The sequence below is a fragment of the Mucilaginibacter paludis DSM 18603 genome (assembly GCF_000166195.2).
Lineage (GTDB): Bacteria > Bacteroidota > Bacteroidia > Sphingobacteriales > Sphingobacteriaceae > Mucilaginibacter > Mucilaginibacter paludis.
Genome location: NZ_CM001403.1, coordinates 5120673 through 5134403, shown reverse-complemented (window position 1 = coordinate 5134403; position 13731 = coordinate 5120673). Strand labels below are relative to the sequence as shown.

11 protein-coding genes are annotated in these 13731 nt (G+C 43.3%); 2 read left to right on the top strand and 9 right to left on the bottom strand.

Annotation, left to right across the window (positions count from 1 at the left end):
• Positions 1 to 13 precede the first annotated feature (13 nt).
• From MUCPA_RS37845 to MUCPA_RS21725, 3 genes are all read right to left on the bottom strand, one after another.
• On the bottom strand, positions 14 to 175 hold the full coding sequence (locus tag MUCPA_RS37845) for a hypothetical protein (RefSeq protein WP_008509352.1): 162 nt from the start codon (positions 173 to 175) through the stop codon (positions 14 to 16).
• Positions 162 to 626 carry a PIN domain-containing protein gene (locus MUCPA_RS21730; protein ID WP_008509351.1) on the bottom strand — a complete coding sequence of 155 codons (465 nt, stop codon included), beginning with the start codon at positions 624 to 626 and terminating at the stop codon, positions 162 to 164. Before MUCPA_RS21730 ends, MUCPA_RS37845 begins: the two co-directional genes overlap by 14 nt.
• Before the next feature lie 191 nt (positions 627 to 817).
• Positions 818 to 1696, bottom strand: a complete 879-nt coding sequence (locus MUCPA_RS21725) for a lytic transglycosylase domain-containing protein (protein WP_233276777.1) — start codon at positions 1694 to 1696, stop codon at positions 818 to 820.
• Between the two features lie 319 nt (positions 1697 to 2015).
• Here MUCPA_RS21725 and MUCPA_RS21720 point away from each other — a divergent pair, with 319 nt between their 5' ends.
• Positions 2016 to 3569, top strand: a complete 1554-nt coding sequence (locus MUCPA_RS21720) for a pseudouridine synthase (protein ID WP_008509349.1) — start codon at positions 2016 to 2018, stop codon at positions 3567 to 3569.
• Positions 3570 to 3774: 205 nt separating this feature from the next.
• Entirely contained in the window at positions 3775 to 4911 is a 1137-nt protein-coding gene (locus MUCPA_RS21715) for a lactonase family protein (RefSeq protein ID WP_008509348.1), read from the top strand.
• Between the two features lie 234 nt (positions 4912 to 5145).
• Here the strand turns inward: MUCPA_RS21715 and MUCPA_RS21710 are convergent, their stop codons facing one another.
• The 6 genes from MUCPA_RS21710 to MUCPA_RS21685 form a co-directional block, all read right to left on the bottom strand.
• A complete protein-coding gene (locus MUCPA_RS21710; protein ID WP_008509346.1) occupies positions 5146 to 5622 on the bottom strand; it encodes a hypothetical protein in 477 nt (158 codons plus the stop codon).
• A 98-nt stretch (positions 5623 to 5720) separates the two neighbouring features.
• Complete coding sequence (locus MUCPA_RS21705) at positions 5721 to 6287, bottom strand: AAA family ATPase (protein ID WP_008509344.1); 567 nt, start codon at positions 6285 to 6287, stop codon at positions 5721 to 5723.
• 17 nt (positions 6288 to 6304) lie between these two features.
• The gene (gene bshA / locus MUCPA_RS21700; RefSeq protein ID WP_040627802.1) at positions 6305 to 7444 is read right to left on the bottom strand and encodes an N-acetyl-alpha-D-glucosaminyl L-malate synthase BshA; all 1140 of its coding nucleotides are present in this window, start codon (positions 7442 to 7444) and stop codon (positions 6305 to 6307) included.
• Positions 7445 to 7566: 122 nt separating this feature from the next.
• A complete protein-coding gene (locus MUCPA_RS21695) occupies positions 7567 to 10056 on the bottom strand; it encodes a S9 family peptidase (RefSeq protein WP_008509341.1) in 2490 nt (829 codons plus the stop codon).
• A gap of 204 nt (positions 10057 to 10260) precedes the next feature.
• Positions 10261 to 12081 (bottom strand): serine hydrolase domain-containing protein, encoded by a 1821-nt coding sequence (locus MUCPA_RS21690; RefSeq protein ID WP_008509340.1) that lies wholly within the window; start codon positions 12079 to 12081, stop codon positions 10261 to 10263.
• Entirely contained in the window at positions 12068 to 13699 is a 1632-nt protein-coding gene (locus tag MUCPA_RS21685) for an amidohydrolase (protein ID WP_008509339.1), read from the bottom strand. Before MUCPA_RS21685 ends, MUCPA_RS21690 begins: the two co-directional genes overlap by 14 nt.
• Positions 13700 to 13731 lie beyond the last annotated feature (32 nt).

Here is a 13731-nt window from a genome sequence, read left to right as displayed (position 1 = left end):
AAACATCGGAGCACTACTTCTTCAGTGTTTCTAACTTGCTATCTTTAATTTGATTTTGAATATATTCCTTCAACTCGGCAAAAGTCATGTTTTGTGTTTCAACACTTATTTTATCCCTAATGCCCCGCATCATCTTTACGGCATCAAAAGTCTTTTCTTTTTTAATCGGTTCCATAATTTATCAAATCTTTTGGACTTCTTATTTCAATCATATGATAACCTAATTTTAGGTTTACTGAATTATATCCTTTTATTCTGTCCAGATTCACAATATGTTTAAAATTCCAGCTCGCCAAAACATCCACTTTGTATATGGTCGCTAATGCAATATGTCTACAATCTTCTAAACTTGTTTTACCTACAACCTTTTCTTCTACATATATATTAGCAAGCCTAATCGCTTCTTCGGTTAGCTCTATTCGCTCAAATTTATCCGTAGAGTAATTATATAGTAACTCCCTCACATTTTTTGGCGCTCTTATTAATTCAAGCTCCAATAATTCCGATACTACAAAAATAACTTCGTCGTTTACAAAACGCTGAAAAAGTGCGAATGTGGCTTCCTTAAATTCTTCGTCAAAGTAGCCACCTACAACCGAGGTATCTATATAAATTCTCTGCTTCATCTATTCGCGTTAACTCAAATTTAAGAATTTATAATAAAATATTACTTAAATGTAATATAAAGTAGTATTGAACCAGGTAAAATTAAGTTACTCCAAGCCGCCAAAAACAATCAATACATACCCGCTTTCCACAAAAAAGCCGATCTGCAGGCATGCAGATCGGCGGTAACGTGCTCCTTAATTAGTTTAGCTTAGTTAAAAGCTAATAATTCTCCGTTAAATGAAGTATTAACGCTGTAAGTCGGTTTGTGGTAAGTGTATCCATATAGCTTCGGATCTTTGATGATCTCTTTCATCGCTATCAGGTTGTACACATACCTCCCGGTTTCGGCATTCATTTTAATGCGGAAATAGTTGCATTGGCATTGCTTACGCATAATATGCGCCAAATTTGGCGACCCCATGTTGTAAGCCGCAGCAACCATTGCCCAACTTTTAAATTCGTGGTGCAATTCGCGCAAGTACTTGCAGGCCGCTATGGTCGACTTACGCAGGTTCAGGCGTTCATCTACGCCTTTGTTTACCTTTAAGCCATAAGTACGGGCGGTACCCGCCATAAATTGCCAGGGGCCATAAGCCCCTTTGCTTGATTTACCTTCTCCAAAGCCAGATTCAACCAACGGGATAAATTTAAAGTCGTCCGGTATGCCGTGCGCCTTTAAAATTGGTTCAATAACAGGGAACATTTTTTCCGCTTTTCTGTGCAGTAAATTAGTTTGGACTTTGCAAAAGCGGTGTAATCGTAATGAGCGTTTCATTTTTCCGATAACCCTTTTATCGTTCAAAGGCAAGGTTTCGTTCGCAAAATTCAAACTTACACTTGTGTCCTTTTGGTGAACAATCAAACCAGTGGCAACATGGTTTCCATCATAATAGTTAGGTTCAATAAACTTGATGAAACCTGCCGGGTCGGCTGTGTTTTTGACAGTAATTCTGGGTTTAAACCTGGATATGTCAAGCACTGCTTTGGGTAGTATTTTACAAAAAATAAACAGTCTGGAGATGATCATCATCACTGCCATAACGGAGCACGTTACTAAGTGTTTTTTAATCAATTTCCGTTTTTCCATGTAGAATTTTAATGGTGAATACTGCCGCAAAGATAACCCATATACCACACATCATCAAACACTTACCCAAAATTACCTTGTTTCCAAACCCCGCTATCGGTTCAAAAACATGGTTAAAAGTACTTTAAAAGCTGATTTTGCGGGCTGAGAAAATCCTGCAAAAGCACCTCTTTAAAACCCCATTTTGCCAAGTTTTTCACCATTCGGGCGGCGCCCAACAGTCCTGATTCTGCGTAAAACCGCCCCTATTTAAAAGTTGCTGTTGTAGTGAAAATATCTTATTTTTGCAGACCCGCTGAGACAGCGTTAATCAATCAATATGGCATTTAAAAAATCAGGGAACAGTCGCGACGACAGATCCAACACTTCATCCCGCAGACCTTCGGGCAGCGGATCAGACAATTCAAAAAAACCAACTTCTTCTTCACGTCCACGAACATCATCCACAGGCCCTAAAAAGTTTGAAGGCGGAAGTGATCGTCCAGGAAAAAGTTTTGGCGGCGATTCAACAGGAGAAAGAAAATCTTTTAACAAGAATTTCAACAAGCCATCAGGGGAAGGTTTCTCAGGCGAAAAGAAATTTAAAGGTAACTCAACAGGCGATTTTAAGAAAAGCCCTTACGGTACTAAAGATTTTTCTGACCGCCCTAAAAGCGAAGGCGGATTCAAAAAAACCGGCGATTCGCCGAGATTTGGCCGCAGACCGTACGGAGCCAAAGATTTTTCGGAAGGAACTAAACGCGAGGGTGGCTTTAAGAAAGAAGAAGGATCGGACTTTAAACGTAAACCATACGGAACAAAAGATTTTTCGGAAGGGGCTAAACGCGAGGGCGGATTCAAAAAATCGGGCGATGCACCAAGCTTTAGCCGCAAACCTTACGGAACCAGGGATGGGGCCGATAGCAGGCCACCACGCGAAGGAGGCTTTAAAAAAGAAGGCGACTCGACCTATAAACGTAAAACCAGCAGTGATGACAGGCCTTTCCGCGACAGGAAAGAAGGCGACGATACGGTAAAACGTGTTCCGTATAACAGGGAGCCCAAAGCAGGCGCCAAACCACACCCACGTTCTACAAGGGAAGGTTTTTCTGCTGCTGATCCGCAGCCTGAGAGAACGATGCGCGGTCGTAAAAAATCAACCACCGATGCAGATAAAGGAAAAATCAGACTGAACCGTTACATATCAAACGCGGGTATCTGCTCTCGCCGTAAGGCCGATGAACTGATTGTAGCTGGCGTAGTTTCGGTAAACGGGCAAGTGATATCCGAATTGGGTTTTAAAGTTGACCCGTATAAGGACGAGATCCGTTATAACGGCGAAACACTTAAACGCGAAAAAATGGTTTATGTGCTGCTAAATAAACCAAAGGACTATATCACCACAACCGAAGATCCACAGGAACGCCGCACAGTAATGCACCTGGTTGATAAAGCCAGCAAAGAGCGGATCTATCCTATTGGCCGCCTTGACCGCAATACCACAGGTTTATTATTAATGACCAATGATGGCGACCTGGCCGATAAACTATCACACCCCAAAAGTAACATCAGCAAATTGTACCACGTTGAACTGGATAAAAGTTTATCGCAGGGCGATTTGAATAAAATAGCCTACGGCATTGAGCTGGAAGACGGTTTGATTAAACCGGATTCGGTATCGTACGTACAGGGCGCTTCAAAACGCGAAGTAGGTATACAGATCCACAGCGGTAAAAACCGTGTTGTTCGCCGTATATTCGAAAGCTTAGGCTACGATGTGGTAAAGCTTGACCGCGCCATATACGCCGGCCTTACCAAAAAAGATTTGCCACGTGGGCGCTGGAGATACTTGGAAGAACAGGAAGTTATCCAGTTGAAACACCTGATCAAATAGAATAATTAGATGTGAGATATTAGATTTGAGACTAATACAACATTAACCCATTTGACATACCAAAAGCCTTCTGCCCAAAACAGGAGGCTTTTTTGTTGGACATAGATTTTATCTTAGATTTGAGATGTGAGATATTAGATTAACGCGAACTCATAGTCTCAAATCTAATATCTCAATACTCATATCTTAAAAACATCCATCTGAAATGAAAAAAATCCTATTCATTATTTTGCTTGCCGCCCCGGCGTTTTTAATGGCTCAAACGCAGCCCGGCAAGGTTTATAACCTACTGGTTGGCACTTATACTACCGGTAAAAGCCAGGGTATTTATGTTTATCACTTTGATGCCGTAACAGGGAAGATAAGCTACCAGGATAAAGTTACAGGTGTTAATAATCCATCGTACCTTGCCATATCAAATAACCGCAAATTTGTTTACTCGGTGAACGAGGTTGGCTCCGACCGTGCCGGTAGTATCAGTGCGTTTTCTTTTGATGCCAAATCGGGTAAGCTTACGCTGATCAACAAACAACCATCAAATGGCGCGGGCCCTTGCTACATCTCGATTGATAAAGCCGCGAAAAATGTTTTTGTAGCCAATTATGCAGGTGGCAGCTTATCGGTGTTGCCTGTTAAAGCCGACGGATCATTGGCAGAGCCATCTCAAACGATACAAGATGAAGGTACAGGGCCAGATAAAGCGCGCCAGGAAAAACCGCATGTGCATACCGCTGTATTATCGCCTGACGAGAAATATGTGTTGTACACAGACCTGGGGACTGACAAGGTGAACATCATGCATTATAATCCATCGGTCACCAAACCTTTAACACCTGCCGACCCAGCTTTTGAGATGGTTAATGGCGGATACGGCCCGCGCCACATTGCGTTTAACCCGAAAGGCACCTTAATGTACCTGATTCAGGAAATGGGTGGCGCTATTAACGTTTATAACTACAAACAGGGTACCCTGAAGCAAATACAGTCGCAAACTATTGTTCCGGATGGCTTTAACGGGCAGATAGGCGCTGCCGATATTCATATTTCGCCAGACGGAAAGTACTTATACAGCACCAACCGCGGAAGTGCAAACGAGATAGAAGTGTTTGCCATTAACAGAGATTCGGGAAAATTAAACTTTGTAGAAAGAACATCGTCGTTGGGTAAAACGCCCCGCAATTTTGTGATAGACCCAAGCGGTAACTTTTTGCTGGTAGCCAACCAAAATAGTGATGATGTGTATGTTTTTAAAATCAACAAAAACACCGGTAAGCTTACTTATACAGGCAATAAATTAGAGGTTGGAAATCCATCATGCTTAAAATTCGCGGATATGAACTAATGTCAGGGAATGGCGTTTGCTGTAATAAATGCATTATCAGTCTACGTGCACCGGCAACTTATACAAATCATCCTCCAAGGTAATGTAGGCGGGGATACCGACTACCTGAGCAACGGTTGCGGGGAGCGCCTACTGCCGTATACCCAGCACTGGATACCGACTACTACGGGGTTATAATATCATAAAAAAAGCGTGCCGTACTATACACGACACGCTTTTTTATGTAAAACCAGATTACTTTTTATTAAAGGAATAAACTACATATCCCGTTTTACCATTCAAATCAATCGGGCTTTTCAGCACCATGCTTGAACCGTCGATACTGCCTATCACCAAACGGTAACCGCTGTCAATATTTTTAAGTTTATCTCCCTGGTATACTTTTTTAAATTGGAATTGGGGCTCAACACCACCACCCGGGTTATAGTACGACCAGTAGATACTTTGCGACGTACCGTCGGTTAAAGTATAAACACCATTGCCGCTGTTAGTTAACTGCCAGGTACTGCCAGCAAATGCTGTCGGTGGAGCCTGGTCAAACGCTTTTTGTACCGCCGCGCCAATAATGCCCTCATAAGTTACACCTGTTACTGTCCACGTGCCAACAAATCTGCTTCTGTCAACACCGGCAGTTTTACTAACTACCGAACAGCTGGAAAAAATAATCAATACTGACGCTATTACTGTAGCGATCTGAAAAATCCGTTTCATAAAAATAAATTGTTTTAAAGTCTTATTTTAAATATAAGCACAAACCCTGCCAAAGTTAGCCGGAGAGCCTCGTTAAATCAAATACTGGTCAACAATATTTACATTTTGAGTGCATCTGTAAACAGTAATACCTTGTTTATTCTTTCGGCTAAAGTAGTGTCGCCTGGTATTTCTATAAATTGGCAGGTTAATTTATCTATCCAGTTACGATGTACTTGTAGAGTACGCCCTAAACCTTTCCCCGATTGGCTTTGAGTGGTGCTGTCATCATAACCGCTTGCCCAACTTAAAAAAGCTTCGTATTGATTTCTCCCTTCGGGATCAGTGTAAATGACTTCGCCATATCTTTCAAATTCCCGTTTTTTCAAACGCTCCATACGTACTTCGGCCGGAATCAGCAAAAATACAACCAAATCAAACAGGGTGTTCCAGCTTTCATCCCAGTTAACGATGGAACCACCTAATATCCAGTTGGGCAAAGGCGAAAGATGCTGTATTAAAAGCTGATTTCTGGCCTCCGGATTACGCCGCACGGTAAAGGGGGGATTGGATAATTCCCAGAAATAATCGTCGCTATCAAAATAAGGATAATTCAACTCCCTGGATAAGGCCTGCCCTAAAGTGGTTACACCAGAGCCGGATGCTCCAAAAATATGGATCTTCATTTCAACTCAGCGTAATATTAAACCATGGCGCTGCTCCGCTCAATAACTTCACGATAATAGCTTTCGTATACAGGTAATATCAGGCTTAGATCAAACTCTTTTGCGCGGGCGACGGCGTTATCTTTAAAGGTTTTTAAACGGTCATCATCTTCCAGGATAAAGATAGATTTTAAAGCCATGCCATCAACGTCGCCCGGATCACACATAAACCCGGTTACGCCTTCAACATTCAGTTCGGGTAACCCCCCCGCGTTGGAACTGATCACGGGTACACGGCAGGCCATCGCTTCCAGAGCGGCCAAACCAAAACTTTCTGATTGCGAGGGCATCATAAACAGATCGGATACGGACAGAATTTCTTCTATCGCCTCCTGCTTGCCTAAGAATCTCACATTATCACCCACATTCAGATCGCGGCAGAGTTGCTCGCATTCAGAACGTTCGGGGCCGTCGCCAACCATCAACAATTTGGATGGTATAACGGTGTTTACCTTAGCGAAAATCCTGACCACATCCTGGGTGCGCTTTACCTTTCGGAAATTGGAGGTATGTACCAATATTTTTTCGCCGGCGGGAGCTATCGCTTTTTTAAAGTGATCCTTGGCTTTCATATTGAAGCGCTTCAGATCGATAAAATTGGGGATCACCCTAATCTCGTTCTCTATTTCAAAAAACCGGAGGGTGTCGTCTTTTAAATCCTGCGAAACGGCCGTTACCCCGTCGGATTTGTTGATGGAAAAAGTAACCACGGGTTTGTAGGTCCTGTCCTTTCCTACCAGGGTAATATCTGTACCGTGCAGCGTAGTAACCACCGGGATATGGATACCATAAGTAGCCAATATTTGCTTGGCCATAAAGGCGGCCGAAGCATGCGGGATAGCGTAGTGAACATGTAAAATATCCAAATTTTCAAACCTCACCACATCTACCAGCTTACTGGCCAAGGCCAGCTCATAGGGCGGATAATCAAACAGTGGATATTTGGATATGGATACTTCATGGTAAAACAGATTCTCAGAAAAAAAATCCAGCCGCGCAGGTTGGTTATAGGTAACAAAATGCACCTGGTGCCCATTATCGGCCAGTGCCTTACCTAATTCAGTAGCAACAACGCCGCTACCTCCAAAGGTTGGATAACATACAATTCCAATTTTCATTAAAGCGATTTGTTTAGTCATAAAACCATACCATTTAATATTGGTTTTAATGCACGCAAGTTAAATCCAATATTTACATTTAATGTGAACTGCATGTAAAAAATAAAACCCTGACAATTAGATTAAGGTTTCTTTTTGCCCGTCATCTCCACCTCCCTATCCATCTCCAAAATGTCCACCGGTTGCGAAAAATCGTTTAAAAGATATTTGCAGAAGTAATCGCCTTTTTGCCAGAAAAAATATTCGGTCATGTCGCCATAGGCATGCTTTTGGCCCGGCAGCAATACAAAATCAAAGCGTTTGTTGGCCTTAATTAGCGCGTTAATTAAGCGGATGGTATTGGCCGGATGTACATTATCATCAACGTCGCCGGTTGAAAGCAATAAGCGTCCTTTTAAATTTTTAGCCAGGTCGGGATTTTTATCAATGGAATATTGAAACGTGGTATCGCCCTTGGCGGTTACAATTTCTTTAACGCCGTTATGCTTCTCGCTCCACCAACGATTATATACGCTATTATCGTGATTGCCCGACTCGGATACGGCCACCTTGAAAAAATCAGGATAAACCAACATGGCCGCGCTCGACATAAAGCCCCCGCCGGAGTGGCCGGTAATGCCTACACGCTCAAGATCAATAAAAGGGTAACGGTCTGCAAGTTGCTCTGCAGCGGCCTTTTTATCGGCCAGGCCATAATCGCGCAGGTTGCCGTAGCCAAAGGTATGGTACCATTTTGACCGCTCGGGGTTGCCCCCCCGGTTACCAACGGAGATGACGATGAAACCGAATTGGGCCAGGCGATCAACATAATCCATCCGCGAACTGAATGCTTTACTTACACCCTCTGTTTGGGGGCCTGGATAAACGTATTCTATCAGTGGATATTTTTTTGACGGATCAAAATCAAAAGGCTTATACATTACGCCATACAAATCAGTAATGCCATCGTCGGCCTTAATTTTAAACGGCTCCGGAAATTTATAACCAGCGGCCATTAAGCGCGACAGGTCGGCCGCTTCCAGCTCCATCACCTGGTGGCCATCATTACCGCGCAGCACGGATTTAGGCGCGGTGTTTACCCGCGAAAACACGTCGACAAAATATTTTTCGTTATCGTTCATGTTAACGGCATGGTCAAAATTGCCTGCGTTTAAAAGCTTTAATCCTGTACCATCCAGTTTAATGCTATACAAATGTGTATAGTAAGGATTTTCGTTAGGCTCACGGCCCGATGCGGTAAAATATAAGATCCTGTTTTTTTCGTCGATGTTGATGATATCATCACAGTGGAACTGCCCCGATGTAATTTGATTTTTAACATGGCCGGCATCATCATACAAATAAAAATGTGCCCAGCCATCGCGCTCGCTCCACTCTATCAGCTCCTTACCCCCGTTTATCAAGCCCGGCTTGCTGATCTCTACATAAATATTCATCCGCTCCTGTACCTGCACGGTAACCTTTGCCGTGTTGATATCCACACTGCAAACATCTATCCTTTTCAAATCCCGGCCAGTACGGTAAAAATAGAATTCGCTGTTGGTACCCAGCCAGATGGAAGGGCGGAACTCATCATCCCGGTTTCTTGCTTTTGCTGGTGCAGACCAGGTAGATAGTTCCTGATCCTTAAATAGCGATACGTTCAATTTTTTTCCGGTTTTGGCAGCAAAATCAAACAACCATAACTCTTTTCGTGGCTGCTCTGCTTCACCCGGCATCTCGTATTTGTAAGTTTCGAGCGTTGGCCGCGGATCTGCAATGCTGTTTATTACCCACAAATCCTTCACCTTGCGCTCATCACTGCGTATTAAAGCAAAGTGTTTTGCATCCGGCGACCACAATACCGAAGTAGGCTTGCGCTTTTTCCGGTTCTTGATCTCATCAATATTAGTCCCGTTCTCTATATCGCCCCCGTAAGCGTAAAATTCAACGCCATCCTTGGTTAACTGGTGCTCAACTACAGTACTGTCGTCCTCGTTTTTGAGCGCTTTTTTATAATTTTCCTTATCCATCCAATAAAGGTTATAGTAGCGGCAAAAAACAATGGCCGAACTATCTGGCGCGATGGATGCCCAAACTGGCTTAGGCTTTATTTTGTCGTAATTTTTAAGTTCTGATACCTTTTCGGTCACCAGGTCATATTGGAAGTAAAAGGTCTTTTTCTCTAACGAATCGGCTGCCTTTTTGTCCTTCCGGTCTTTTTTTACCTGGTCAATACTGCTCTTCAGCTCAAACTGAATAGATTTTTCGTCCTTGGTGAACTTTAAATTTTCGATAGGCAGATGCTGCGCGTCAAAGGGATCTTTAACAATTAATGTGATGCCGGCTGCTAACCTGGCGTTATCAAACATCAGCTTTTTTGTTTTGAGTACCGGATCAACAATATACCAGTTTTTGATGTTCGGCGTTTCAAACATATACCAAAACTTATTGCTGAGTTTTAGCCAATGCGCATCAACGGCGGTTGTGAAAACCATCTTCCCAATTTTTTTTGGAGAGAAGCGGGCTGCCAAAGCATAATTAGCCTTTGCAGGTTGTGCAGTAGCCACATTTTGGGCCTTAACAGATAAAAAAAACAATAAAGCGATTGCGACAAAGTATAATTTCTTCATAAAAAATTTACAAGCGGTTAAGATAAATAATACAGGATTAAAAACCAGTTTTTTTATCACTAAGATTTAAAAAGGAAAGCCCCCCTCTAAATCGCGTAGCGCTCATGCACACCCAAAAACAAACCAAAGCCCCCTCTAAATCTCCCCCGGTTGGGGAGACTTTTTTTAAGCCCTCCCTACCGGGGAGGGTTTGGGTGGGGCTTTTTACAATCCCTTAGCCATAGCCTGGTAAACCGCATCCTGAATGCGTCCACGAATTTTTAACTGCGAGAGCTTATCACTCACCTTGGGGTTAACGCGGTTTGATAAAAACACATATACCAGGTTGCTCTTCGGGTCAACCCAGATGCAGGTGCCGGTATAACCGGTATGCCCATACGTTTCGGGCGATGCCAGTTTGGATGGATAGCCCAGGCTGATGTTTGGATCCCAGCGGTCAAAACCTAAACCGCGGCGGCTATTATCCGAGTATCTGGCAGTAAACATTTTTATTATCTCGGGTTTTAAATATTGCGTTCCGCCATAAGTACCGCCGTTTAAAACCATTTGGTATAGAATAGCTACATCATTACTGGTAGCAAATAAGCCTGCATGACCAGCTATTCCACCCATTAAAGCCGCTGTTGGGTCGTGCACGTAGCCATCCAGCAGTGCGTGGCGGTATTGCACGTCGTTTTCGGTAGGTATAATCTGGTCCTTTTTAAAACGGTAAAGCGGCAAAAAGCCGGCTGTTTGCATTCCAAGCGGGCCGTAAAACTGTTGCTGCACGTAGGTATTCAATGGTATTTGCGTAATATTTTCTTCTACCTCTTTCATAAATAGCATGCTCAAATCGCTATAAACATATTTGCCGCGTGTTCGTAAAGGCGAGTTAAGCATATCTGGATACATCACATCCTTAAAGTAATCCTTCCTTAAAAAATAATTGTCTACTATTTTAACCGGAAAGGCGGCAGAAGAGTCGGCGCTATAATCTGATACCTTAACCTTTTCAAACGCCGGTATATCAGGTATTAAACCAGCCTGGTGCAACAATAGCTCACGTACCTTAATATCGTTTTTATTAGTTGTACTTGCTTTAGCGATATAATAACCCAAGGTGGAATCGAGGTTTAATTTCCCTTCGCCGGTTAAGCGCATGGCCGCCATTGTTGTGGCCGATATCTTGGTCATGGAGGCCAGGTCGAAGATATCGGTCAACTTATCCGGCATAGTTTTATCATAAGTATGATAGCCGTAGGCTTTATTAAAAATTACCTTTCCATCCTTTGCTACCAATACCACACAACCTGGCGTTGCACGTTGGTTAATGGCTTCGTGGGCAATATCATCAATAGCCAGCAGATTGTTGGAGTTGATACCAGCATCTTCGGGAACGGTATATTGCAGCCGGGTTTTAACCGTAAAAAAACCGGTACCGGCTAAGTATTTGGATGAGTAACTTTTATCGAGCTTTTGCGTAACGGCCACCCCGCCAAAAACTACCTGAGCCGCATAAGTTGCAGACAACATAGTTTGCCTTTCACTCCAGATGATGGGCGCTGTTACCTCGTTAAGGGCAGTAAGCGCTGTGCCCTTACCAAAAACAACCACGATTACATTCTTCAACTTTTTATTGCTGTTAATAAAGTTGATGTATTGCTGATTAACGGTTTCCATATCGTTTAGCTCAACGATAATGGTATTATACATTTTCAAATCGTCCGAAAGGCTGTTGAGGCCAGTTGCGCCCTCGTAAGTATTGCCATTAAAGACTTGTACTTTAGTGTATTTATTCAACAGGCTGTCAAAAGCGGCACCGTATGCATAGGTAAAATGTACGCTGGCTATTTTTGCAACGTCCAGGTTTAACACCGGTACCACCTGTTGTTCGTTATTTAATAACACGGTTGATTTTTCAACCAGCCGCTGTTCAGCCAAAATGGCCGCATTTGCACCATGCGGATTTTGCGCACAAGCTGAACTTAATAAAGTAAAGGCGACCATTAGGCCCGCCATATAATTAGCTATTTTAATTTCTGTCATAAACCTTTTCTCCGTTAACATAAGTCTTCATCACGCGCACTTTGGGCAAATCGGCAGCATTCACTGTCATGATATCCTGGTCAAGTATTACAAAATCGGCGTATTTGCCCGGTTCAATACTTCCTTTTTCCTGCTCTTCAAAATTGGCCTTAGCTGCCCATAAGGTCATGCCGAGCAGGGCCTCCTTACGGCTTAAGGCGTTATCAGTTTGGAAACCTGTAAGCGGCCAGCCAGCAAGATTTTTGCGGGTTACAGCAGCATAAAAGGTATACATCGGGTTGATGTCTTCAACGGGGAAATCAGTACCCAGCGGGATCCATCCATTTTGATCTAACAATTGTTTATAGGCATAGGCAGACTTAATCCTTTTAGGCCCCAAACGTCTGATGGCCCATTCCATATCTGATGTGGCATGCGAAGGCTGTACAGATGGGATAATGTTATTCTGGCCAAATAGCTGAATATCCTCCGGAGCCAAAACCTGGGCATGCTCTATCCGCCAGCGCTTATCGTTTTTGCCTTTCAATATACCGGCATATATTTTAAGCATCATCCGGTTGGCCGAATCGCCTATAGCATGCGTACACATCTGGAAACCTTTGCCTGCTATTTTCGCGGCTACTTCTTTAAAATGATCCGGTGTATTCAATAAAAATCCCTTCCAGTTCTTTTGGTCGGTATAATTTTGCAGCAAACATGCACCGCGAGATCCTAACGCGCCATCCGCATAAACCTTAAATGCCCGTACGTTCAGGTGCGAGGTTTTAATTATTCCCCTTTTAAACAGGTAATTATAATTTTCGGGTTTATCCGAGAGCATCACATAAAGCCGCATTTTTAACTTGCGCTCATTTTGCAACTGACTGATGTTAGCCAGCAAATGGTAATCCAAGCCGCAATCGTCAACTGTGGTGAGACCAACGGCAAAGCAGTTATTTTGCGCATTTATAAAAGCATTCTGAATCTGCTCCTCGTTGGGGCCGGGCATTTTATGCTCAACGAGGCCAACAGCATTGTCAAGCAAAACACCGGTAAGCTTGCCGTTAACGGTTTCAATTTGACCACCAGCAATAGTTTGGCCGGGCTTAATTGCCGCTATATTTAAAGCGGCCTGGTTAACAATAGCCGCATGGCCGTCAATACGGCTCAGCAAAACAGGCCTGTCCGGAAAAAGCGAATCCAGTTTGGCTTTATTAGGGAATTGCTTTACGGGCCAATGGTTTTGGTCCCATCCGTGGCCTACCAGCCAGCCATCCGGATTGAGTTTTGAAAACGTAAGCACCGAATCGATGATCTGCGTCCAACTGGCGGTTCCGGCCAGGTTAACCTGCTGCAGGCTTAATCCGTAATCATAAAAGTGGGTATGTGCATCAATAAAGCCAGGATAAACCGCTTTTTTCCCTGCATCGAGCACCTGTCGCGCATCGTACCTTTTTTCCAGTTCTTCGGTTGTTCCAACCGCTATAATTTTACCCCCGTTAACAACAAAGGCTGTGGCAATGGCAAAATTGCTGTTGGCAGTGTAAACCCTGGCATTCTTCACCAGGAGGTCGGCATTAGGTTGTTTTTGTTTGCAGGCTGCCACCACGAGCAGCAAAAAAGGCAGTATTTTTTTCATTTATTAATTAATTTCAAAATTATCGAAGCTAT